Annotated in this window: 25 protein-coding genes; 13 read left to right on the top strand and 12 right to left on the bottom strand. The window is 41.0% G+C overall.

What is annotated here, in order from left to right; genetic code table 11:
- The first annotated feature begins 391 nt into the window (after positions 1 to 391).
- Positions 392 to 1174 carry a lytic transglycosylase domain-containing protein gene (locus BM192_RS15925; RefSeq protein WP_037440734.1) on the top strand — a complete coding sequence of 261 codons (783 nt, stop codon included), beginning with the start codon at positions 392 to 394 and terminating at the stop codon, positions 1172 to 1174.
- 60 nt (positions 1175 to 1234) lie between these two features.
- Here the strand turns inward: BM192_RS15925 and BM192_RS15920 are convergent, their stop codons facing one another.
- From BM192_RS15920 to BM192_RS15910, 3 genes are all read right to left on the bottom strand, one after another.
- A complete protein-coding gene (locus BM192_RS15920) occupies positions 1235 to 2314 on the bottom strand; it encodes a transaldolase family protein (protein ID WP_157282838.1) in 1080 nt (359 codons plus the stop codon).
- Positions 2315 to 2445: 131 nt separating this feature from the next.
- Positions 2446 to 3342, bottom strand: a complete 897-nt coding sequence (locus BM192_RS15915) for a helix-turn-helix domain-containing protein (protein WP_051759865.1) — start codon at positions 3340 to 3342, stop codon at positions 2446 to 2448.
- A gap of 116 nt (positions 3343 to 3458) precedes the next feature.
- Entirely contained in the window at positions 3459 to 4103 is a 645-nt protein-coding gene (locus BM192_RS15910; RefSeq protein ID WP_037440704.1) for an START domain-containing protein, read from the bottom strand.
- 334 nt (positions 4104 to 4437) lie between these two features.
- Here BM192_RS15910 and uvrA point away from each other — a divergent pair, with 334 nt between their 5' ends.
- Positions 4438 to 7281 carry an excinuclease ABC subunit UvrA gene (gene uvrA, locus BM192_RS15905; protein ID WP_037440701.1) on the top strand — a complete coding sequence of 948 codons (2844 nt, stop codon included), beginning with the start codon at positions 4438 to 4440 and terminating at the stop codon, positions 7279 to 7281.
- Between the two features lie 11 nt (positions 7282 to 7292).
- Positions 7293 to 8786: an NAD(P)H-hydrate dehydratase gene (locus BM192_RS15900; protein ID WP_037440699.1), complete on the top strand. Its 1494-nt coding sequence runs from the start codon at positions 7293 to 7295 to the stop codon at positions 8784 to 8786.
- Here the strand turns inward: BM192_RS15900 and BM192_RS15895 are convergent.
- Genes BM192_RS15895 through lipA form a run of 3 tightly spaced genes read right to left on the bottom strand, consistent with a single transcriptional unit; the run spans position 8779 to position 11119 of the window.
- A complete protein-coding gene (locus BM192_RS15895) occupies positions 8779 to 9618 on the bottom strand; it encodes an anti-sigma factor (protein ID WP_037440697.1) in 840 nt (279 codons plus the stop codon). The two genes, BM192_RS15900 and BM192_RS15895, sit on opposite strands and share 8 nt — an antisense overlap.
- On the bottom strand, positions 9619 to 10209 hold the full coding sequence (locus tag BM192_RS15890) for an RNA polymerase sigma factor (protein WP_234797574.1): 591 nt from the start codon (positions 10207 to 10209) through the stop codon (positions 9619 to 9621).
- Positions 10210 to 10240: 31 nt separating this feature from the next.
- Positions 10241 to 11119, bottom strand: coding sequence for a lipoyl synthase (gene lipA / locus BM192_RS15885; protein ID WP_037440695.1), 879 nt, complete (start codon positions 11117 to 11119; stop codon positions 10241 to 10243).
- Positions 11120 to 11277: 158 nt separating this feature from the next.
- On the opposite strand from lipA, the gene BM192_RS15880 reads away from it, so the two are divergent.
- Positions 11278 to 11685, top strand: a complete 408-nt coding sequence (locus BM192_RS15880) for an OsmC family protein (RefSeq protein ID WP_037440693.1) — start codon at positions 11278 to 11280, stop codon at positions 11683 to 11685.
- Here the strand turns inward: BM192_RS15880 and ytxJ are convergent.
- From ytxJ to BM192_RS15865, 3 genes are all read right to left on the bottom strand, one after another.
- Complete coding sequence (gene ytxJ / locus BM192_RS15875; protein WP_037440691.1) at positions 11672 to 12004, bottom strand: bacillithiol system redox-active protein YtxJ; 333 nt, start codon at positions 12002 to 12004, stop codon at positions 11672 to 11674. The genes BM192_RS15880 and ytxJ overlap by 14 nt on opposite strands.
- Before the next feature lie 68 nt (positions 12005 to 12072).
- Positions 12073 to 12564, bottom strand: a complete 492-nt coding sequence (gene ribH / locus BM192_RS15870; RefSeq protein WP_037440689.1) for a 6,7-dimethyl-8-ribityllumazine synthase — start codon at positions 12562 to 12564, stop codon at positions 12073 to 12075.
- 75 nt (positions 12565 to 12639) lie between these two features.
- Positions 12640 to 13311, bottom strand: a complete 672-nt coding sequence (locus tag BM192_RS15865) for a tetratricopeptide repeat protein (protein WP_037440687.1) — start codon at positions 13309 to 13311, stop codon at positions 12640 to 12642.
- Between the two features lie 199 nt (positions 13312 to 13510).
- On the opposite strand from BM192_RS15865, the gene recF reads away from it, so the two are divergent.
- Together recF and BM192_RS15855 are read left to right on the top strand one after the other, a co-directional pair.
- Positions 13511 to 14614 carry a DNA replication/repair protein RecF gene (recF, locus tag BM192_RS15860; protein WP_037440684.1) on the top strand — a complete coding sequence of 368 codons (1104 nt, stop codon included), beginning with the start codon at positions 13511 to 13513 and terminating at the stop codon, positions 14612 to 14614.
- On the top strand, positions 14607 to 14897 hold the full coding sequence (locus BM192_RS15855) for a DciA family protein (RefSeq protein ID WP_037440680.1): 291 nt from the start codon (positions 14607 to 14609) through the stop codon (positions 14895 to 14897). The genes recF and BM192_RS15855 overlap by 8 nt, the downstream gene beginning before the upstream one ends.
- A 2-nt stretch (positions 14898 to 14899) precedes the next feature.
- Here the strand turns inward: BM192_RS15855 and BM192_RS15850 are convergent, their stop codons facing one another.
- The 3 genes from BM192_RS15850 to BM192_RS15840 form a co-directional block, all read right to left on the bottom strand.
- Positions 14900 to 15082 carry a hypothetical protein gene (locus BM192_RS15850; protein WP_037440678.1) on the bottom strand — a complete coding sequence of 61 codons (183 nt, stop codon included), beginning with the start codon at positions 15080 to 15082 and terminating at the stop codon, positions 14900 to 14902.
- A 59-nt stretch (positions 15083 to 15141) separates the two neighbouring features.
- Positions 15142 to 15894: a BamJ family beta-barrel-assembly machinery protein gene (locus BM192_RS15845; protein WP_051759864.1), complete on the bottom strand. Its 753-nt coding sequence runs from the start codon at positions 15892 to 15894 to the stop codon at positions 15142 to 15144.
- A 101-nt stretch (positions 15895 to 15995) separates the two neighbouring features.
- A complete protein-coding gene (locus tag BM192_RS15840) occupies positions 15996 to 16415 on the bottom strand; it encodes a nucleoside-diphosphate kinase (RefSeq protein ID WP_037440676.1) in 420 nt (139 codons plus the stop codon).
- A gap of 108 nt (positions 16416 to 16523) precedes the next feature.
- Between BM192_RS15840 and BM192_RS15835 the strand changes: the two genes are divergently transcribed.
- The 7 genes from BM192_RS15835 to BM192_RS15805 all read left to right on the top strand — a co-directional run bounded on the left by BM192_RS15835 (position 16524) and on the right by BM192_RS15805 (position 24050).
- Positions 16524 to 17534: a DHH family phosphoesterase gene (locus tag BM192_RS15835; RefSeq protein WP_037440675.1), complete on the top strand. Its 1011-nt coding sequence runs from the start codon at positions 16524 to 16526 to the stop codon at positions 17532 to 17534.
- Positions 17535 to 17641: 107 nt separating this feature from the next.
- Positions 17642 to 18616: an FKBP-type peptidyl-prolyl cis-trans isomerase gene (locus BM192_RS15830; protein WP_037440673.1), complete on the top strand. Its 975-nt coding sequence runs from the start codon at positions 17642 to 17644 to the stop codon at positions 18614 to 18616.
- Positions 18617 to 18691: 75 nt separating this feature from the next.
- Positions 18692 to 19459: a TatD family hydrolase gene (locus tag BM192_RS15825; RefSeq protein WP_037440670.1), complete on the top strand. Its 768-nt coding sequence runs from the start codon at positions 18692 to 18694 to the stop codon at positions 19457 to 19459.
- A 4-nt stretch (positions 19460 to 19463) separates the two neighbouring features.
- A complete protein-coding gene (locus BM192_RS15820) occupies positions 19464 to 20480 on the top strand; it encodes an asparaginase (RefSeq protein WP_037440668.1) in 1017 nt (338 codons plus the stop codon).
- A 129-nt stretch (positions 20481 to 20609) separates the two neighbouring features.
- Complete coding sequence (locus BM192_RS15815) at positions 20610 to 22031, top strand: MBL fold metallo-hydrolase (protein WP_037440666.1); 1422 nt, start codon at positions 20610 to 20612, stop codon at positions 22029 to 22031.
- Positions 22024 to 23004 carry a YpdA family putative bacillithiol disulfide reductase gene (locus tag BM192_RS15810; protein ID WP_037440664.1) on the top strand — a complete coding sequence of 327 codons (981 nt, stop codon included), beginning with the start codon at positions 22024 to 22026 and terminating at the stop codon, positions 23002 to 23004. Before BM192_RS15815 ends, BM192_RS15810 begins: the two co-directional genes overlap by 8 nt.
- Positions 23005 to 23078: 74 nt before the next feature.
- Complete coding sequence (locus BM192_RS15805; RefSeq protein ID WP_037440662.1) at positions 23079 to 24050, top strand: polyprenyl synthetase family protein; 972 nt, start codon at positions 23079 to 23081, stop codon at positions 24048 to 24050.
- Positions 24051 to 24100 lie beyond the last annotated feature (50 nt).

Below are 24100 nucleotides of genomic sequence, written 5' to 3'. Positions count from 1 at the left end.
TGTCCCTGTCAGCACCAGCACCAAATTTCGTTCTATCTTTCCCCTCTTTATCCTCAAACCTGCTTTTACCCGTGCCTGCCTGTCCGGCTCCACTGCGGCTATTACCTGTTGTGCTTCGGTTTCCCGGTTTGGACTTGTCATCCCGACTGTTCCTGTTGTTATTTTTTATCATGATACGCTGTTAACCACATAATTAATGCGGGGTGCAAATTTAATAAAAATCGCTCAATTTAGGGATTTAATTTTCAATGTGATCATGAAATAAAAAATCCACCTTAATGAGTGTTTAAACGTTGATTTTGGTAGTTTGTTTTGTAATAGCTTGATAATTAACATAATATCATGTATGTTTGCAAGCGTTTTAAAATTATTAACCAAAAAAAGGAGGAAAATGATAAAGAAACACATCATAACTAGTACTGTAATTTTAGGATTACTCGTTATGGCAAAAGTGTTTGCTTATAACATGCCCCAAGCATCAAAAAGTCAAAAAAACAACAACAATACGCTGACTGAGACAGTCACCACTGTTACCACTACTACTACGAAAAAGCCAGTCTCTATGATGGCCAAACTCAATTTCGCAGAAGAATCTTTACCCCTGGGGGACAGGAAGGTAGAGCGTAAAATGAAAACTATCCTTGCTGCACACAGCTTTAGTCAATTGCAGACAAATCAACTGCATCGTAAAGCGGAAGAATGGTTTCCTATTATAGAGCCAATCCTCGCTGCCTACGGTATACCTGATGACTTTAAATATGTTCCTTTAGTGGAGTCCGGACTTAAGGGCGGGATGTCGCCGAAAGGGGCTAATGGTTTCTGGCAGTTTATGCCCGGAACAGCGAGAAGTTACGGCTTGACAGTAAACAGCGAAATAGACGAGCGCAAGAACTTGCGTAAATCAACTATAGCTGCCTGCAAATACATTAAAGAACTTTACGGAATCTTTGATAGCTGGACACTGGTTGCCGCTGCCTACAATGTAGGTGATAACCACATGCGCCGGCAGATCAATAAACAAAATCAGGATAATTATTTCAAGATGAAATTGAACAGAGAGACTGCCGGATATGTTTATAAATTAATTTCAATGAAAGAGATTTTAAATGACCCGGGCAGACATGGTTACCGGACTTCCGGTAAAATGCTCGCTATGCAAACTACCGTAGAATAAAAGAATCTATAATTTGACAAATAATTGGGGATAGCCAGCTTTAAACAGCTGGCTTTTTTTTTACCACCAGTGCAAGGTTGCTGTAGATATGATTCGCTCTCTAATTAGATCATATAGTTGTTTGGAAGGGAGATTGAAGTCTCTAAGTGTAATTTCATCTACTTGTTCTTCCAGGTGGTTAAAATTAACACCCAGAATATTTTCCAGTTGAAAGATGTTCCATTTGATTGTTGAACTGCTGGTCTCTCCTTGTATATTCCTCGCAGGACTCTGAGTTACTGTGCTCAGGTTGTTCATAGAGAGTATTACTGATGTGTCGTTTTGGTGCATTAATGCCGAGAGTCCATCGTTTTGATCCTTCTCCGGAGATTTACTGAAATCCCACATCAAATTGGCAGGCCTTGCTCCGTCTGCTGCGAGAATAGCGAAACGCTCGCTTTTAAAAACATCATCATATATCTGGCGAATCTTGGCGGCGAACATTATGCCAGACTTACCTAACATCTGAATAGCGATGACAGACTGATTATTGCTTTGCTGAATTATAGATAATAGAACAGGATCAATTAGCTCATCTATAAGCCGGAGATTAAAACTCACCAGGAAATGGATCTGCTCTAGTGATTTTCGCTCTGCTTTCCGCTTTTCGAGTCCTTCTACATAGCCCAGCAGAATTTCATGAAAGCGTTTAAAGCCGACAGGATTTGAGACTTTGAGATTAATTGCATCAGCAGTTAATATAGATATGGCGCGTGTACTTTCTTTGGATCCCGGTATATCTATAATTACATTTTTCCGGTCGATCTCTTTCCATAGATGTCTGACTTCATCTACAATTGAGAGTTCAAACCAGGCGAATTCTGAACGGATGCCAAAAACAACATATCCGGATTTCCCTTTTGATCGGGATTGTACCAAAATAAACTGGTTCGCTGCACGTCTGACATCGGAAATAACGACGGCCATGATAATTTCATGTACAGATTTTCCGGATCTGATCAATCCTGATACTAGTTTGTCGTAATCTCTGGTCTCCGCCATAGCTTTTTCCAGTTCGTCTACACGAAATATTACACCTTCTAATTTTGATTCTTCAATCAGACTTTTGAGTTTTCCGGAAAGTACAAATCTTCTGTTCAAGTAATTAAGCCACATCATCATAAACCAAAGATGTGAATATGCAAGTCAGAAAGGAATATTGAAAAGGCGTCAAAATATGCTTAAAACACTTTTTTTTCGTATATAATCTTTCTAATCGTGTTTTTACAGAACTATGATTTACGGTATAGTGTTGGGCTTTTACCTGTGTGCTTTTTGAAATAGTTACTGAAGGAAAACTGATCGCTGAAATTCAGATGATTTGATACCTCAGCTATAGACAATTCTGGATGATTCAATAGAATTTTGGCTTCCAGTAATAACATCTCACCGATAAAATCGCCGGCTGTTTTTCCGGAAATATCTTTTAAGGTTTGAGAAAGGTATTTCGGGGAGACATTTAACATTTCTGCATAAACCTGCACACTTCGTACAGACCGGAACTGTGTTGGCAGCAATTTAAGAAAGCGCATAACCAGCTCCTCTTTACGGGTAACCCGGATTTCCTCCAGGCTTTGAGAACGCCGGAAATGTAGCGCGAGTTCGTAGATAAATCCTGAGAAAAGATTAAGCATTATATCATCACGATAATCCGATGTAGCGGGTAAAGTGCTTTTATGCTCCAGAACATCCAGAATTCTCGCTATATTTTCCATTTCCCCGTTTCCAAGCCTCAGGACCGGATTAAGCAGAGATGAGAAAAAAGTCAGCGCATCTACATTTTTCTTATGAATGCCGGCTGCATAGAGATATTCAGCCTTGAAACCGACAAACTTAATGATGCAGTCAGATGAGAATTCTTCGAATTGTCTGACATCATTAGGCGTAATCATCAGGATTTCGTTTTTCGTTACAGTGTATGGTGTCAGATTTACTTTTATTTTGAACGCTCCTTCCTGAACGACCAGAAAAGAAAAGTGATCAGACCGGAATGGATATCGTATAGGTATTTCCATCTCCAGTCCTGTTGTAGAACAAATACTGATTTCGGCATTCTGATCGCTTACTCCGACTGCTTCCAGTAATTGTGCAAAAGTACACGTCTGCACAGCTGTAATGGAACTTGACATAGGGAAAATTTAGATTCAAAAATAAACTACAAAATTGAATTGCTGGTGATACCTACACTGAATATCAGGGCTTCTGTGGAATTTTACAATCGGACTACTAAAGGGTTGTCTGATGGCTAATCCTGAATAAAGGGTAAATGGATGTTTTTGTACTTTGGTTTGCTGACCTGCAATTTGAGCTGCTCAAAAATATGGGACGGGCCTTCGGCCGCGAACATATTGACCAGCCATGCAGGGAGTGTCCCACCTGGATCTACATGTAGTGTATAACTGATTCGGACTTTATCTTTGCCTGCCGGTATAATGATCCATTTGCCTTTAGAATTATCTATCCGGACAATGCCCTTCTTTTCTGGAACAAATCCGCTTACGGCTGGTCCGTCAACAGTGACAATACGGCTTTCCTGATCCTGAGTTACTGTAAGGTGTGCGATGAAATCCCGGTTCTGGACCGGCCATGGTAAAATCACTTCGGAATAATAATAAAGTTCGGAAGGGGATACACGCTTAACCAGTTTGGCAGATTTTGTATGATATACCCATTCCGGAGCAGCGTCGATGTCCAGCAATAAAGCCACGAGCTGTGAAGGCCTTGCCTGGATCTCACATTCTACTTTTACGGCTTTTACTTTAGAGCCGGTTAACGCAGAGGTGTAAATTTTTATATCGTTCTTATCTTTCTCGAGTTTCCATGATGTTTGAGCGAAGCTGGTTTGGCAGGTAACCAGTAGAAAGAGAATTGCTGAACCTGATCTGTGCATTTTACCGTGCAATATTAGAAGACAAAAGTCAATTATAATTTGGTATTAAACCATGCTGAAAACACATGTTTATATGTTTAAAACACCTTTCCTTTCTTTAAAACATAAATCCAATTGCTTATAAAACTCTTTGCGGACTGATTTGTTGTTCTGCCTGTAAGAATGAGAGCTAACAAATTTACAGTCCGCTATTCAAAACTGCAGCTTTCGCGAAAGCTTTAAGGCAGGTTACTACCTTTAAAAAACAAACAATTGCTAATGAAAAAATTAGCATTTTTGTAGCTGTGGAATTGCTTTTATTCGGGCAGTTCTACGTAGCGTTTTAAGATAAAATATGAGCAAAAATACGATCGACCTTGGCGAGCAAAAAGATGTAGAAGTATATGGTGCCCGGGTTCATAACCTTAAAAATATAGATGTTTCTTTTCCTCGTAATCAACTGGTCGTTATTACTGGTTTGAGTGGTAGTGGAAAATCGTCACTCGCTTTTGATACGATCTACGCAGAAGGTCAACGCCGGTACATGGAAACTTTTAGTGCTTATTCCCGCCAGTTCATGGGGGGAATGGAAAGGCCTGATGTCGACAAAGTTTCCGGTCTGAGCCCGGTTATTGCTATTGAACAAAAAACAACCAGTAAAAATCCGCGTTCGACAGTTGGAACGATTACGGAGATTTATGACTTTATGCGTCTTCTCTATGCAAGAACGGCCGATGCTTTCTCCTATGAAACGGGTGAGCGCATGCAGCGTATGAGCGAGGACCAGATCCTGAATACGATCTATAATAAATACGAAAATGTTGCTGTAAATATTCTTGCTCCCGTAGTTAAGGGTAGAAAGGGGCATTATCGTGAGCTTTTTGAACAGATCCGGAAGCAAGGATATGTAAAGGTGCGAATTGACGGTGAAATCCAGGATATGAGTCCTAAGATGCAAGTGGACAGATACAAAATTCATGATATTGAAATTGTGGTCGATCGCCTGCTTATTGATCGTAAAGATCACAAACGTCTGGTTGATTCTATACAGACTGCCATGCGCCTGGGTAAAGGAATCATTAAAATCAGCGATAAGGAAAACCGGGTGTCACATTTCAGTAAATTCCTGATGTGTCCTACTTCCGGGATTTCTTATGATGAACCACAGCCAAATAGTTTCTCTTTTAATTCTCCATACGGTGCGTGTGAGCGCTGTGACGGGTTGGGTTATATCTTTGTAGTCGATAAGGATTCGGTCATTCCAAACCCAAAATTAAGTATTATGAATGGCGGTCTGGCACCTTTAGGGGAATACCGCGATATTTGGATGTTCCAGGTTCTCAAGGCACTGGCAAAAAAATATAATTTCTCGCTTTCCACGCCGATCGAAAAATTGAGTGAGGAAACTATCCATATGTTACTGAATGGAAGTCCTGAGTTAATTTCCGTTGCTGTAGAATACAATAAATGGAATGTTCAGAATTACCAGATTACCTTCGATGGAATTATCAAACTCCTGGAAGAGCAGCACGAGAAAAAAGGAGATACCGCTACTGATGATATGGACACGTTCCGAAAATTGAAGACTTGCCCTGTTTGTAATGGTGCCAGGCTTAAAAAGGAAAGCCTTCATTTTAAAGTAGACGGGAAGAATATCTTTGAGCTGGCTGAAATGGATATCAATCATCTGAAATCCTGGTTCACAGCTCTTGAAGATCGTCTGTCGGAAAGGCAGAATACGATCGCAAAGGAAATACTCAAGGAAATCCGGGCGCGTTTAGGGTTTCTTTCCGATGTTGGACTAAATTATCTGTCTCTGGACAGGACTGCAAGGACACTCTCCGGAGGGGAAGCGCAGCGTATAAGACTGGCGACCCAGATAGGCTCCCAGTTAATGAATGTAATGTACATTCTGGATGAGCCAAGTATTGGTCTCCATCAGCGGGATAATGAAAGACTGATTGGTGCATTAAAGAATCTCCGTGATCTTGGAAATACAGTTCTTGTGGTAGAGCACGATAAGGATATGATCCTGGAAGCAGACTATGTAATTGATGTGGGGCCTGCTGCGGGGCTGCATGGCGGGCAAATAGTTGCCGAGGGTACACCTGCTCAGATTTTGAAATCCGGTACGCTGACAGCTGCATATCTGAATGGGAAAAAAGAAATTGCAATTCCAGCAGTCAGAAGAAAAGGAAACGGTCATAAACTGTCCATTATCAAAGCCAGCGGGCACAATCTGAAAGATGTCTCCGTAGACTTTCCACTAGGTAAATTCATCGCTGTGACCGGTGTTTCCGGAAGCGGTAAATCCAGTCTAATCACAGAAACATTATATCCTGTACTGAACCATCATTTTTTTAGGGCAAAGAAACATCCGCTGCCGTATGAAAAGATAAACGGATTAAAAGAAATAGATAAAGTTATTGAAATTGATCAGGCTCCTATTGGCAGGACTCCAAGATCAAATCCGTCTACTTACACTGGCGTATTCTCTGATATCCGTAATTTATTTGTACAGCTTCCGGAAGCAAAAATACGGGGCTATAAACCGGGCAGATTTTCATTTAACGTGAAGGGTGGCAGATGCGAAACTTGTCAGGGTGCAGGCATGAAAGTAATAGAAATGAACTTCCTTCCTGATGTACATGTCCCATGTGAAGCATGTGGTGGCCGACGTTACAACCGTGAAACTCTGGAAGTGCGCTACCGTGGTAAGTCCATTAGTGATGTACTGGATATGAGTATAGAAGATGCCTGTGTGTTTTTTGAAAATATGCCCGTGATCTACAGAAAGATCAAGACATTAAAAGATGTCGGGTTGGGTTATATCACTTTGGGTCAGTCATCTACTACCTTATCTGGCGGGGAAGCTCAGCGTGTTAAACTAGCTACAGAGCTTTCGAAAAAAGACACAGGAAAAACTTTCTATATCCTGGATGAGCCGACGACTGGTCTTCATTTCGAAGATATCAGTGTTCTTCTGGGAGTTCTGAATGAATTAGTTGACAAAGGGAATACAGTATTGGTTATTGAACATAATCTTGATGTAGTAAAAGTCGCGGACTGGGTGATCGATCTGGGTGAAGAAGGGGGTGCGGGTGGTGGAAGAATTTTGTTTGAAGGAACTCCCGAAGGCTTAATTCAAAATTCCATCAGTTTGACTGGTAAATTCCTTAAAAAAGAAATGAAAGCTTAAATTTTTATAAAATGCAGCAATTACTCACCACAGAGCAGATGCGCGCTGCCGACCAGCATACAATACGTCGGGAGCAGATCACAGAAAATGATTTGATAGATCGGGCAGCGGGAGCATTTGTGAGTTTATTTGCTGTAGAATACCCAGACCGGAACTTAGCTATTGATATTTACTGCGGGCCTGGAAATAATGGAGCAGATGGTCTGGTCATAGCCGGACTTCTGCAACAAATGGACTACCAGCGTTTAATTATTCATCTGTGTGATTTTGATGGAAAGGCTCAACCGGCTTTTCTTGTTAAGTTGGAATGGGTTAGGAAGAAGAAATTGACTATCAGATCTTTAGGTGTGGTTTCTGATTTTGAAGCTTTTCCAAACGGCATAATCATTGAAGCGCTTTTTGGCTCGGGATTGAATAAACCACTGGCCAGGGAATGGGCTGAACTTATAGCACTAATTAATCAGTCTGGTGCGCATATCGTTTCGGTAGATATCCCTGCCGGCCTTCCTTCAGAAGGAGTGATCAACCCGGATTGGCCCGTTGTTGAGGCTGAGCTGGTTATTAGCTTCCAGCGACCAAAAATAAACTTCTTTTTCCCTGAGTCTGCGACTGCCATAAATGGGTTTATCATAGCTGATATTGAATTAGATGAAGGTTTTATCCAGCAGCAGGATGGCGTGTTCCATCTGGTAACAGAAAATGATATAAAGCAAATAATCAAACCGAGAAAACGCTTTAGTCATAAAGGGACTTATGGCCATGCACTGGTAATTGCTGGTCATGAAGATACGATGGGCGCGGCGTTACTGGCATCTTCTGCATGTCTGTATGCTGGAGCTGGCCTAACAACTGCCGCCATACCTTCTTCTGGTCTTACGGCGTTAAATACGGCACTTCCAGAAGTAATGTATGTTCCGTCTCTTCGTTTATCCGATAAAGCTTCTTTGCAGTCATATTCGGCTATCGGTGCGGGTCCGGGTCTGGGTAAGTCAACGGAAACGCTGAATAAGGTAAGTTTATTACTGGATGCAGGAAAACCATTACTGCTAGATGCCGATGCCCTGAATTGCCTGGCTCAGGAAAAAACATTGCTGGAACAGATTCCTGCTGGTACGATCTTAACACCACATATGAAAGAGTTTGATAATCTTTTCGGTAAACATGAGAGCTGGTGGGAGCGCATAGAAACAGCCAGGGACTGGACAAAACGAAAGCAATTTGTTATTGTATTGAAGAACCAATATACTTTCACTATAAATGAGCAGGGGAAGGTATTTATAAATCCTACGGGTAATCCTGCGATGGCTCAAGGTGGGATGGGAGATGTGCTAAGCGGTATTATACTGGCCTTACTGGCACAGGGTTACCATCCGGCTCAAGCGGCAATAACCGGATGTTATATACACGGGAAGTCGGCTGATAAACTCGCAAGATGCCAAGCTACAATCCGCGCCTCAGAGCTGGCAGCAGGGATTCCCCAAATACTTTATGAATTAACTAAATAGAGGAGATAAGCACCATTTTTTCCATGGTAGGGCCCGGACTGCCACCTCTTTTTTCAAGGGTTACTGCAAAGGCCTGGGCGTTACCTACAGCTTTCATATCCAGGAGTACTTTCTTAGGACGTGAGTCTGCATCAAATACACCAAGATCGACAGGTTTACCCTGAACAATTGCCCAAAGCTGATACTGGTGTTCCTTATCATTTTCGGGCAGGGACATACTCGCATTATCCAGCATTACATGTTTACCTTCTTTATGCCAGTAAACCATTAGGGAGGCTTTTGGTGATATCTGTGTACCTGCCAGCTTCACCTTAGCCCAGGTGGGGTCGGTCGTGATTTGGTTAATTTGCTGCAGATCTTTATTTTCATCTTTCATGAAATTCACTGTTGCGGCAAACTTCTCCCTATCCTGACGCATTACAATCAATTGTTGATTTGCATCTGATAAGCGACTATGTGTGGTGTATAAAGCAAAAATACTCATCGCAAGGAGTGCCAGACAAGCGGCAAGCGCAAATTGCAATGGTTTTAAAGATTTCGGTGCCGGATCGGCAGTTAACGGTGTAACGACCGCCTCCTTAAATTCTGGTTCCGCTAATGTTTCTCCAGCATTAATCTGCTGCAAGATTTTATTCATTAGTTGTGGTTTAGGCTGCACTGCTTTTTCCATGGCATACTTCTCCATAGCAAGCTCAATAGCGGCCATTTCTGACCTGATTTCAGGGTGTAAAGTAGCCATTCTCTCCACCTCCTCCTGTTCTGGGGCATCGAGCTGACCCAGAACATAAAGTTCCAGTATTCCTGATTCTATGTATGCCTTTGCTTCTTCCACCTAATTAAAATGCTTTCTTAACTCCATAATTGCCATTCTGATCCTGGTTTTTACAGTTCCTAATGGTATACTTAACTCTTCGGCAGCTTCCACATGAGTATAACCTTTAAAATAGACCATTTCCAGAACCTCATTAAATTCAGGTTTCAGTTTGGTAACCATCTCTTTTATACCCAAAGTATCTGCATTGAAAATGACTTCATTTGTTTCATTGATCAAATCTACGTTATTTTCAATGTTCTGGTTTTTTCCCCCGTTTCGAAAATCTTTGGAGCGGTATTTATCGATAGCAATATTCCTGGCGATATTCATCATCCAGGTGAAAAGCCTTCCTTTGGAAGGATCATAATGCCTTGTGGAATTCCAGATTCTGAGAAATGTGTCCTGAAGTAAATCTTCAGCAATTTCTTCAATAGGAATAATCCTTATGATTACACCCATTAATGCGCCGGAATATTGTTCGTAAAGAGCCTTTATAGCTGCAGTATCCTGTGCTTTCAAGCCCTGAACAAGTTGTTCCTCAGTAAGAGATATTTTAGTTGTTGCTGCCAATGGAATCGAATATACAGTTTGTCTAACAAGTTCTGCCATAATTTGTTTCAGGAAGCAGCATCAACAGCGTTTAAAAATCAAATAAGTGCTTTTCAGCATGATATGAGGACCTTACCAAGGGGCCGCTTTCTATATAACGGAGACCTTTTGCCAACCCAATCTCTTTATATTTTGCAAATTGATCCGGATGAATCCAGTCTACCACGGGGTGATGATTACGAGTTGGTTGCAGATACTGTCCCAGGGTCAGTATGTGTACGCCATTAGCAACAAGGTCATCCATTGCTTCCAGTACATCGTCTTCTGTTTCTCCAAGACCAAGCATGATACCGGTTTTAGTTCTTAATCCGAATTCAGAAATTCTTTTTAATGCTTCCAGACTTCTGTCATATTTGGCCTGGATACGCACTTGTTTAGTAAGCCTGCGTACGGTTTCGATGTTGTGAGACATTACTTCAGGTCTTTCTTCCAGAACCCGGTACAAGTTGTCCCAGATGCCTCTGAAATCGGGAATTAACGTTTCTAGTGTAGTCTCAGGACTTTCTCGGCGAATAGCCTGCAGTGTTTCTGCCCATATAATAGAACCGCCATCTTTCAGATCATCCCTGTCCACAGAAGTTATAACACAATGTTTAACCTGCATTAGCTTTACAGAATTTGCCACTCTATTTGGCTCGTCCAGATCAACGGCTTTAGGTCTGCCAGTGGCTACTGCACAAAAAGAGCAGGACCGGGTGCAGATATTACCAAGAATCATGAACGTTGCCGTGCCTGCTCCCCAGCATTCACCCATATTAGGACAATTGCCGCTTTCGCATATGGTATGTAATTTATGGGTGTCTACCAGGCTGCGGACCTGAGCATATTCTTTACCAACAGGAAGCTTAACTCTAAGCCAGTCTGGTTTACGTTGTACTGTGTTTGCTGAAACAACCGGAAGTTCGATCATTTGACAAAGTTAAGCAATAGGTTTGAATTGTTATAAACATGAAATGTTTCCCTCTTGTAATGTTATTAGTATGCCGCTGCAGCGATTTAAGATCAAGTATGCGATTCTAACTTCCGTATTTCCGGAATTAGCACTATTTTGCTCGTAAAAATATATATATGGCAACTTCGAAAATAACATATCTGAGTGCGCTCAGGACCAGCTCAGTTCATGAGCGTTCGGGAAATGAAATAATTACAGATGCTCCTGTAGACAACAAAGGAAAGGGAGAAGCTTTCTCACCTACCGATCTACTGGCAACGTCCTTAGGTAACTGTATGCTGACTATAGTTGGTATCGCAGCCGCAGAGCACGGCTTCAATATTGACGGTGCTACTTGTGAAATTACCAAAATAATGGCAGAACAGCCGAGACGGGTTGCGGAGATTATTGCGGTATTGAGATTTCCAGCGAATGGATATACGGATAAAGAAAAGAAAATCATAGAGCGGGCTGCAAATACCTGTCCGGTCTTTTACAGCCTGCATCCTGATCTAAAGAAAACTGTTTCCTTTATTTTTGAATAACTTCTGCTACTTCCTCCGCAGAAATATCACTGTGCGAGGCGTCGAGAACGCACTCACCATCTTTGATCAATAATATTTGCGGAGATTCATGATGAACCTGGAAATCTTCAGCTATCTGTGCAGAAATTGCACGGTGGCTGATGAGGTCCAGGAAATATAATGGCGTTTCTGCAGGTATAGCATCCCATTCTAGCTCAAAGCGTTTTCTCGCCATCATACTAACTGAACATCTTGTGCTGTGTTTAAATATTAAGCTATATCCACTGCTTGCTTTAATCTTGTCGACCTGATCTGCATCGGTCATCTGAATCCACTCCATCTCTTGTTTTTTATTTTAATTATCGCCTTCGTTTCTTTTGAGGTTAGGCCGTTGTACTCTATATTGATTTATACAGTGGCGTTTAAATGAGCCATTTTAATGGCTGTAATAGCTGCCTCATCTCCTTTATTGCCATGCTTTCCTCCGGAGCGGTCTACTGCCTGCTGCTGGTCATCGGTAGTAAGTACGCCAAATATAACCGGCTTACTATGTTTGATACTCACATCAGTTAGTCCACTGGCCACAGCTTGGCAGATAAAATCGAAGTGTCGGGTTTCTCCCTGAATTACACAGCCCAGACAGATAACACCGTCGAGTTCCGGACGTTTACTTAAAAGGATTTCAGCAGCACCGGTTAATTCAAAGCTTCCTGGTACTGGAACAGAAATAATGTTTTCTTCCAGTACTCCGTTTGAAAGCAATGTTTTTAATGCGCCGTCATATAAACTTCCCGTTATCGCAGCATTCCACTCCGCTACGGCTATTGCAAATTTATAGTTCTTTCCGTCCGGGACGGTTGTATGAGAAAAATCTGATAGGTTCTTTAATTGTGTTGCCATGAGTCAAATATAAGTATTCATCACAAAAAAAGGCCTGCGTAATACGCAGGCCTTTGTCAAAATATTTATTTGAACCTAGTTGTTCTGTAATGCAGTAGCACGCGCAATGTATTCATCAATCATTGCAGCTTCCTGGCTTGCCGGGAAATCAACTTTGATCTTAGTATAGGCAGCTTCAGCATCCTTATATTTTTTCTGTGTCTCATAAACCAATCCTAATTTTTTAAGGAAAAGCGGGGAAGTGAATTTGTTGCTTGATTTGTCGGCAGCTTTTTTATAATAAGTTATTGCCTGATTATAATCCTTCAATTCGCTATAAGCGTCTCCAAGCATACCTAAAGCCAAAGGATCAGCAACCACGCTACCTGTTTCTGTGTATTTACCTAATACTTCAGTTGCTTTTTTATATTCTCCTTTGCGCAGATAAATTCCGCCAAGGTATAAATTAGCCAGGTTCGCCGATTTAGTATTATTGTACTCGTCAGCAATTTTCTCAAAACCCGGATAGCCCGCATCGCCGTTAATTGCTTTGTTAGCCAGGGAGTCCACACCGATAAATTGTTCTGCCTTGTACATTTTCGCAGATGCTTCTTCAGCCCTGTCTTTTAAATATACATTCTGATACCAAAAGTATATAATCACCAATACGATTACAGCTGCGGCAATGAATAAAAGGCTCTTAGAGTTTTCCTCTAAAAAGGACCCCTTTCTTACATTATGATTTACTTCTTTTTCTGTTGTGGACATTTTATTTAAAAAAATTAAGGATTGCAAAAATACATTTTTCGGTTAAAGTATCAACCTCTTTTTGATGTATTTAAATAAATTTTCAGTAATAGTTCAATTTCGAACCGCCTGAATTTTATGGGAATAGCTCTTGTCGGGAAACAAATCGGCCGGGAAGCTGATTTTAAGAAACCTAAACGGTAACTTTGAGCGGAATACTATGTGGCTAAAAAATATTACTCTCCTGAATTTTAAAAATTATGCGGACGCTGATTTGCGTTTTTCTAAAACTGTAAATGCCTTTGCAGGTAATAATGGTGCAGGAAAAACTAATTTACTGGACGCAATTCACTATCTCTGTCTTTGTAAAAGCTATTTTAATCCTATAGATAGTCAGCAGATTAAGACCGGTGAAGAGCTTTTTATGATTCAGGGAGACTTTGACAGGCTGACCAAACCGGAGAAGATTACCTGTGGTGTGAAGAAAAATCAAAAGAAACAGTTTAAACGCAATAAAAAGGAGTACGATAAATTAGCCAGTCATATCGGCCTTTTTCCTCTGGTCATGATTTCACCCTATGACGTTACAATTATTATGGATGGAAGCGAAGAACGCCGACGGTTTATGGATAATGTGATTTCCCAGACGGATTCTGTTTATCTGGACGAATTAATGCTGTATAATAAACAACTGCTAAATAGGAATGCACTGCTCAAACAGATTTCAGTTACACGCAAATATGATCCTGCATTACTGGAAATCTATGATGAACAGCTTGTAGATTCGGGGCAAAAGATTTTCGAAAAAAGAAGGCAGTTTATGCTGGATTTTATACCATTATTTGATCAATACTACCGTTACTTGTGCAATGAAGCTGAAACAGTTACACTTACCTATTTGAGTCAGTTGAATGAAACGCCTTTCCCTATACTACTCAAACAATCTCTGGAGAAGGACAAAACGCTGGAGAGAACGACTACGGGGATCCACAAAGATGATCTTGTGTTTAATATCGCTGATATGCCACTGAAAAAATTTGGTTCCCAGGGCCAGCAGAAATCATTTTTAATTGCGTTAAAACTCGCTCAGTACGCTTACGTGGAAAAATATAAAGGATTTAAACCATTGCTGCTGCTGGATGATATCTTTGACAAACTTGACGAACACCGCATGCATAAATTAATGGAAATGGTGTCTCATCATGATTTCGGACAAATTTTTATTACTGACACCGGGAAGGAGAGGGTCACTAAGATTTTTAACCAGATTGATGTTCCCTTAACTATATTTGAAGTCGATAACGGGACAATAAGACATGCGTAAGCCTAATGATATGACCATGAAGGAAGCCATCACTAAGATGTTGGCTGTATACCGTCTCAGAGGTAAATATGATGAGACCGGTGTGGTAGCCATGTGGCCGGAAGTTATGGGTACCGCCATTGGAAACCGTACGACACAAATCTATATCGCCCATCAGAAATTATTTATCCGGATTGAGTCTTCTGTAATAAAAAATGAGCTCTTAATGGTCAAAACCGGCATCATCCAAAAATTGAATGAACGAGCCGGTTCTGAAGTTATTAAAGAAATTATCTTCCTGTAGGTTTAATTTCTACCACCCCCGAAGATTTTACTGACCAGCCAGATTACTAAAGCAAGTATCAGTACAACTATAATTACACCTGACCATACACCGGCTTTGAAAATACTTTCAATAGCGGCGCAGCTTGACAATGTTGTCATTAACAGGGCCACAACGGCCAACGGAAGATATTTGTTGATGTTCATGTTCGTTTTGATTAGTTTACAGATCACAACAAATATCCTTACAAATGGTTTTTAGCTTCTTATTTACCGTTCACTTTTAATAATTCGATCTCGAAAATAAGTGCACTGTATGGTGGAATATCTGCACCTGCTCCTCTTTCTCCATAAGCCAGCTGGTAAGGGATAAAGAATCTGTATTTTGCGCCGGTCTGCATTAACTGCATTCCTTCCGTCCATCCTGGAATAACCCTGTCCAGAGATAGTGATAATGGCGCGTTACGGTCATAGGAGCTGTCAAATTGCTTACCGTTAAGTAATGTTCCTTTATAGTTAACCAGGACAGTATCTGTAGATTTCGGACTGATTCCGGTACCCGGAGTAATCACTTCATATTGTAAACCGCTTGCAGTGGTTTTTACACCGTCTTTAGTGCCATTTTGCTGAAGGAAAGCCTTGCCTTCCTCTATTTCAGCTGAAAATTTATTCTCGTTCATTTTTTGGAATAGGTTTGCAATTGCACGCTGGCTGTCTTCCTGATTTATCAGAGCCTGTTTTCCAGAGAAAGTCTCTTTTAACCCTTTCACTAAAAGGTCGTAATTCAGGTTGGTCAGACCACCGCTTTTCAAACTGGCGGCCATTGAGGTACCGAAGGCATAACTCGCAGAGTCTAATGTACTCATTGATTTGGCCACAGCCGGTGCTGTATGTATTGTTTTAACGCCTGTTTTGGAGGCGGTATTGCGTACAGGTGTTTTTTTGACTGGTGTTTTAGTCTGGGCAACAACTGTGTATCCGCAAAAAGGGATTAAGAGCCCGATTAATAGTTTTTTCATGAATGTTTAAGAATGTTTTAATGGCTGATAGGTTGGTTGCATGCAAAACAAGCACCCTTTTTGGAGGTGCCTGTTTTGTTATTCTGTAATTATGGGAATGTTTAGAAACGCTCATCTGCAGTAAAGAAGAAATCTCCTTCAATTGCAGCATTTTCGTCTGAATCAGAACCGTGAACAGCATTTGCATCAATAGATTTAGCATATTTCTGGCGGATAGTTCCTTCTGCAGCTTCAGCAGGATTAGTTGCGCCAATTAATTTTCTGAAATCTTCGATAGCATTGTCTTTTTCTAAAATTGCTGCCACGATAGGTCCTGAAGACATAAAGTTTACAAGGTCTCCATAGAAAGGACGATCCTTATGAACTTCATAAAATTTTCCAGCTGTTTCAGCAGTTAGTTTTGTGTATTTTAAAGCAATGATTTTAAAACCTGCAGCAGTAATGTCATTGATAATTGCTCCGATATGCCCGTTTGCTACTGCATCTGGCTTAATCATTGTAAATGTTCTGTTTGTAGTCATCTTTGTATTATTTATTTTGCAAAATTACATTTTCTACGCTTAATATTAAACATCAAATTATATACGAATCATTTCATCATTAAATTATTAGCTTTGCAGCGAAAAAATATGCTATCCCTTTTAGAACTTCAGTCATTGCTTGCCACGCCGCAGCAAATTGTAATTACAACACATCATAAACCGGATGGCGATGCTATGGGTTCATCTCTTGGCTTATACGCTTATCTGATCCAAAAAGGTCATCACGTGAAAGTGATTACGCCGACAGATTATCCTTACTTTCTGCACTGGCTGCCTAATAACTCCGACGTTATTATTTATACCGAGGCAAAAGAACATGCAGAAAAGCTTGTCAGTGAGGCTTCACTGGTATTTTGTCTTGATTTTAATACGCTTAGCAGGATCAATGAATTGGGTGAAGTGATCCGCAGCGCGTCTGCTTATAAAGTAATGATAGATCATCATCTTGATCCTGAAGATTTTGATGATTACCGTCACTGGAATATTAATGCTTGCGCTGCCGCACAGCTTGTTTATGATTTTATTGTAAATGTGCTACAGGACGGAGCCCTGATGAACAAGGATATTGCAACTTGTCTTTATACTGGTATTATGACAGATTCAGGTAGCTTCCGTTTCCCTTCTGCTACATCGGCAGTTTACAGAATCGGTGCAGATCTGATTGATGCGGGTGCAGAACACTGGAGAATTCATCAGCTGGTATATGATAATGCCACTGAAAATCGTTTACGTTTCCTGGGTAACTGTCTGACCAACAAACTGGAGATTCTGCGTGAATATAATACTGCTATTATTACCGTAACTGCAGAAGAGTTGAAGCGTTTTGAGATCGTGACTGGTGATACTGAGGGTATTGTGAATTATGCGTTATCCGTAAATGGGATCAGATTGGCTGCATTTATCATTGAAAGAACTGATAAAGTTAAATTATCTTTGCGCTCAACAGGTGATTTTCCTGCGAATGAAATATGTAATAAATATTTTAACGGTGGCGGACATAGAAATGCTGCTGGTGGAGTATCGGATATGAATTTGGAAGATACGGTGGCGCATTTTAAAGCTATACTTCCTGAATATAAAACACAGTTGTTACAATAAAAGAGTTATTAAAAAAAATCTATTCATACATTGATGAAAGCTGCTGGGATAAAAATAAAAGTTTCTGGCAAGCATCATAAAAACTAAAAAAAAACAAATATATTCTGATGAAAAAATCATTCATTATTCTTGTAGCTGCCACGGTTGGTCTTGGCGCTTGTAATAACTTTAAAAAAGGTCCGGGTGGCCTGATGTACCAGATCCACAAAACCGAAGGAAAAGATAAGATTGTTGAAGGCGATATTATTAAAATCAATGCAATTCAGAAAACTGAAAAGGATTCGGTTACGAGTAGTACATACGACATTCAGCAGCCAGCTGTTTTCCCTGTTTCAAAGAAACAATGGGATGGTGATATTTCTGATGCCCTGATGTTATTGGCAGAAGGTGATAGTGCAACTTTTAAAATTGACCTGGATTCAATGGCTAAACATTCTAATCAGCCAAAACCAGCTACACAGAAAGACAGATATATGGTTTTCACTGTGAAAATCGAAAAAGTAATGCACAAAGCTGCTGGAGAAGCAGACTCAGTGTTCCAGAGAAAAGCAACTGAATTCTTCCAGAAAGATTTTCAGGAAACTGTAGCGAAGCATAAAGCTGCTGAAACAGGGAAAATCAAAAAGTTTATAGATGATAATAAACTTAAAGTTCAGACTACAGCATCAGGCTTACAATATGTAATTACCGCACCTGGTGATGCACAAAGAGCTGGTCTTACTGATACTTTAATGGTAAATTACACAGGTAAATTACTTCCTAAGAAGTCTGATGGAAAAGATAATGTTTTCGATACAAGTGTAGAAACTATCGCAAAACAAGCAGGAAAAGATAATCCAATGGCCCAATACGGTCCTCGTCCTTTTACTTTAGGAAGAGCGATTCCAGGATTTGATGAAGGTCTTAAACTGATTGGCAAAGGTGGTAAAATTACAATGATTATCCCTTCTCAGTTAGCATACGGTGAGGGCGGTATGCCACAAGCGGGTATTACTCCGTTTTCTCCACTAGCTTTCGATGTGGAAATCACTGATATTAAGAAAGCGGCAGCTGCTCCGGCAGCACCAGCTAAGAAACCATAATATTTAAACGAATATTTAGCTTAGATACAAACCCTGTCCGGCATTCCGGACAGGGTTTTTTTATTAACTTTGAATATGCTTTTAACGGATACGCATACACATTTATACTATGAAACGGATAAAGAGAAACAGGGCGAACTAATGAAGCGATGCCTGGATAACCAGATCGGGCGATTGTTTCTTCCCAATGTAGACCTTGATTCTGTTTCTAAAATCGATCAGCTTGTTTCCCTTTACCCGGAAAACTGTTTTGCAATGAGTGGCTTACACCCTTGTGATGTTAAGCCTGGATATGAGTTTGTACTGGATCAGCTTTATGCTGGAATCAGCGGACGGAATATCTGCGCAATAGGCGAAATTGGTATTGATCTCTATTGGGATAAAACGACGTTGGATATCCAACGCGATGCCTTTCTAAAGCAGATCGGTTGGGCAAAAGAACTTGGGCTTCCCATAGTTATTCACTGCAGGGAAGCATTTGATGAAGTATTTGAAGTGTTGGAAGCCGAAAGAGGTCCGGAACTACGCGGCATTCTACATTGTTTTACAGGCGATCTGGAGCAGGCCAAACGAACGATAGATCTTGGCTTTTATCTGGGAATCGGCGGTGTCGTCACTTATAAAAAGGCAGGTCTTGACGCAGTTCTTGAAGGAATATCTCCTGAGCACCTGGTGCTGGAGACAGATTCGCCCTATCTCGCGCCGGTCCCATTTCGCGGAAAGCCAAATGAAAGTAGTTATTTAATTCATATAGCCCAGCGAGTTGCTGATATATACCAGCTTAGCGTGGAGGAAATAGCTCGTATAACAACGGAAAACTCTATTAAAATTTTTAACAGATAGTTTAATGACTAAAATTCTTATCATCTATACAGGTGGAACTATAGGAATGGTAAATAATCCTCTTACAGGGGCATTGATACCATTTGATTTTGCACAAATTCAGCAGAATGTGCCGGAACTCGCCAGGTTGAATTACCAGATTGGTGTGCATTCTTTTGATCCGATTATGGACTCTTCTAACATGGATCCGTCAGTGTGGGCGGAGATTGCGCGGATTATTAAGTCGGAATATGAAAGTTATGATGGTTTCGTGGTATTACACGGTTCTGATACAATGGCTTTCACAGCCAGCGCATTGAGTTTTATGCTGGAGAACCTGGATAAGCCTGTGGTATTAACAGGATCCCAGCTGCCTATCGGAGAGATCCGTACCGACGCAAAAGAGAACCTGATTACTGCACTCGAAATTGTTGCCAGAAAGGACGACGGAGTAGCAATGGTTCCTGAAGTATGTATTTACTTTGATTACCAGTTGTTCCGCGGTAATCGTTCAATTAAATACAATTCTGAAAAATTTGAGGCTTTCCAATCTCCAAATTATCATATACTGGCCGAAGCGGGGGTTAATTTATCTTTCTATACGAATTATATTTTGCCACATCCGAAGGGAAAACTGGAAGTGCAGTCTAATTTTAACGCTAATATTGGGGTGCTTAAGATGTACCCTGGTATCACACCACAAGCAGTACAGGCAGTGACACGATCAGGTGTAGATGCTATAGTTATGGAAACTTTTGGTTCAGGAAATACGACAACAGCGAGTTGGTTTATTGATAGTTTGCAGGAAGCACTGGATCAAGGGAAACTGATTATTGATATCTCTCAGTGTCAGGGGGGCTCAGTTGAACTTGGTAAATATGAGACCAGTAAGAAATTACAGCAAATGGGTATAGTAAGTGGGTACGATATGACTTTTGAAGCTACGGTAACCAAGCTGATGTACTTGATGGGCAAAGGATTAACTACAGCTGAAATTGCAAGCCTGATGGAACAAAATCTCCGGGGAGAATTGACCGCTTAGTAAGCGGAATGTAAATTGTCCGCCCGAAAACAGAGATCGGAACGGAATTAGCTAATTTGCACTTCGTTATGTTGCCTGAACAGGATTGTCCATGCGTCTTTGCAGGATAAATCGCCTAATAAAAAAGAAATGAAAATAGAGCAAATCTATACAGGCTGTTTGGCCGAAGCAGCTTATTATATTGAGAGTAACGGGGAGGCAGCAATTATTGACCCTCTTCGCGAAGTAGCACCATACTTGAAGAAAGCAGCGAAAGATGGAGCTAATATAAAGTACATTTTTGAGACGCATTTTCATGCTGATTTTGTCTCTGGTCATGTTGATCTCGGCATACAGTCAGGTGCGCAAATTATATACGGCCCAACGGCACAAACTGATTTTGATGCACATATTGCCACTGATGGAGAGGTCTTTAAAGTAGGTAACCTCGAAATTACAGTATTGCATACGCCTGGTCATACACCGGAGTCCACAACTTACCTGCTTAAAGACGAAGCTGGTGAACCTTATTGCATTTTCACCGGTGATACCCTATTTATAGGGGATGTTGGCCGGCCGGATCTTGTGCAGAAAGGAAACCTGACTATGGAAGATATGGCCAGTACTTTATATGATTCTCTGCAAACAAAAATACTTACCCTTCCAGACCATATTCTCGTTTATCCAGCTCATGGGGCAGGATCTGCATGCGGAAAAAATATGAGTAAGGAAACCTTTGATACCCTTGGCAACCAAAGAAAAGTTAACTATGCCTTAATGGCCGAATCACGTCGTGATTTCATCGCACAGGTGATTGATGGAATTCTGCCCCCACCACAGTATTTTGCCAAGAATGCGGCGATCAACAAGGCAGGTTATGAAAGTTTTGATCAGGTCAGGGAAAAGGGAATGGTTCCAATGGATCCGGCAGAATTTGAATTTACAGCCGAACACCATGGAGCCTTAATTATAGACACTAGGGCACCGCAGGATTTTGCTGCTGATTTTATTCCAACCTCAATTAATATCGGTTTAAATGGTCAGTTTGCTCCATGGGTGGGTGCATTGATTACGGATCTGCACCAGCCACTTCTGCTGGTCGTAGATGAAGGTAAAGCAGAAGAAGCAATTACCAGGTTATCCAGAGTTGGCTACGATCAGACAATTGGATTTCTAGATGGCGGTATCGCTGCCTGGAAAAGTTCAGGTAGAAACACTGATCAGATTCATTCGGTGAGCGCCCTGGATTTTGAAAAGGAAATGTTGTCAAACCCTGATACAGCTATTATTGATGTGAGAAAGCCGGGAGAATTCGAATCAGGTCATCTGGTCACGGGTCAGAGCCGTCCATTGGATTATATCAACGACTGGACCGGGGATTTGAAAAGAAATCAAAAATACTTTATCCATTGTGCTGGTGGTTACCGGTCAATGATAGCGGCCTCTATCCTGAAAGCCCGTGGAATAAATGAAGTGGTGGATGTGCAGGGTGGTTACGGTGCAATTAAGTCAACCGGCCTTTTACGTTCCGACACCTTTACCGAAACATCTTCAGCTCGTGAAAATGGATAAGTATGATATCCTGATCGTTGGTGCCGGGCCGATAGGGATGGCTTGTGCTATAGAAGCACAGCGTGCCGGCCTTTCATACGTTATTGTCGAAAAAGGGGCATTGGTAAACAGTTTGTTCAATTATCCTGTTTTTATGACTTTTTTTTCGACCTCACAAAAGCTGGAGATCGGAGAGGTGCCATTTGTCAGCATTAATCCTAAACCCAACCGAAATGAAGCTGTAGAATATTATCGTCGTGTAGCAGAAAAGTTCGCTATGAATATTCGGTTATTTGAACGGGTTGAGCAGGTTGAAAGATCGGCTGATAGTGTCGGAAGTAGTTTTCTCGTAAAAACATCTAAAAGGACCTACCAAGTCAGAAAAGTCATTATTGCTACTGGTTTTTACGACATCCCGTTACTCATGAATATTCCCGGTGAGGGACTACCTCAGGTTACGCACTATTATAAAGACCCGCATCTTTATGCGTTTCAGCGAGTAGTTGTAGTCGGGGCTAATAATTCTGCAATAGATGCTGCGTTAGAAACCTACCGTAAGGGGGCACAGGTTACCTTAGTTATCCGTGGAGGAGAGATTGGTTCCTATGTGAAATACTGGGTCAGACCAGATATTGAAAACAGGATTAAAGAGGGGGCTATCAAAGTATACTTTCATTCGGAATTAACGGAAATCCGTGATGGTGAGGTAACTATACAGACTCCGGATGGTAATATAATCCTGGAGAATGATTTTGTAATCGCGATGACCGGGTACCAACCGGATTTTGGCATGCTGGAACGTTTGCGTGTTCAGCTGGCAGATACGGAAAAGCATGAACCTGCGTATAATGAGGAAACGATGGAGACTGTTTTGCCTGGTTTATATCTGGCAGGGGTTGTTTGTGGAGGAAGAGATACACATCAATGGTTTATTGAGAACTCAAGAGTACATGCAGTTCAAATTATCAGGCATATTTCTGCCGAAATCCTTTAAATCTTATTTTTAGAAAGCATTAAAGCCGGCAATTAGCCGATTTTAATTAAGTTTGCCCATTAATTTTAGCGTGAATGCCGGGAATAAATCAGATCAAGAAACCTATAGCTGCAGATATCGAAGTTTTTGAAGAAAAATTTAAAGCTTCTATGCATAGTGATGCTCCATTACTGGATCGTATTACGCATTATATTGTAAAAAGAAAGGGAAAGCAGATTAGGCCGATGTTTGTCTTTTTTGCAGCCAAGCTTTGCGGCGGTATTCTGGAATCAACACACCGTGGCGCTGCATTAGTTGAATTATTGCATACAGCAACACTAGTTCATGACGATGTTGTCGACAATGCTTACGAACGCCGTGGTTTTTTCTCAATTAATGCATTATGGAAGAATAAAATTGCAGTCCTTGTAGGAGATTATCTATTGGCCAAAGGACTGCTCTTGTCGGTAAATAATAACGAATTCCGCTTGTTACAGATCGTTTCTGAAGCTGTGAGACAAATGAGTGAGGGCGAATTGCTCCAGATTGAGAAGGTTCGGCGTATGGATATCAGCGAGGAACTTTATTTCGATGTGATCCGACAGAAAACAGCCTCATTAATAGCATCATGCTGCGCTTGCGGCGCTGCCTCTGCAGGTGCTGACGATGCGCAGGTTGCGCAAATGCATGCTTTTGGTGAAAAAGTGGGGATAGCTTTCCAGATTAAGGACGATACTTTTGACTTCGGTACCGATGACGTCGGCAAGCCACTTGGAATTGATATCAAAGAGAAGAAAGTTACGCTCCCTCTAATCTATGCACTAAACCGTTCCGATAAGACGGAAAAGAAAAGGATGATCAATTTAGTGAAGAATCATAAAGATGATCCTAAAAAGATACAGGAAATCATAGATTTCGTAAATGAAAAAGAAGGGGTTCGTTACGCATCCGAAAAAATGGCCCAATATCAGCAGGAAGCATTTGATATTCTCTATACTTTTCCTGAAAGTGAGGCCAGAACTGGTCTTGAACAGCTTGTTCGCTATACAACAGAACGTAAAAAGTAACAATCATCATACGAAAGCGGATTATCGGGACTTAATTCTTTTTGATATTA

The organism is Pedobacter antarcticus, assembly GCF_900112985.1.
GTDB lineage: Bacteria > Bacteroidota > Bacteroidia > Sphingobacteriales > Sphingobacteriaceae > Pedobacter > Pedobacter antarcticus.
This window is presented reverse-complemented; position numbering and strand designations above follow the sequence as displayed.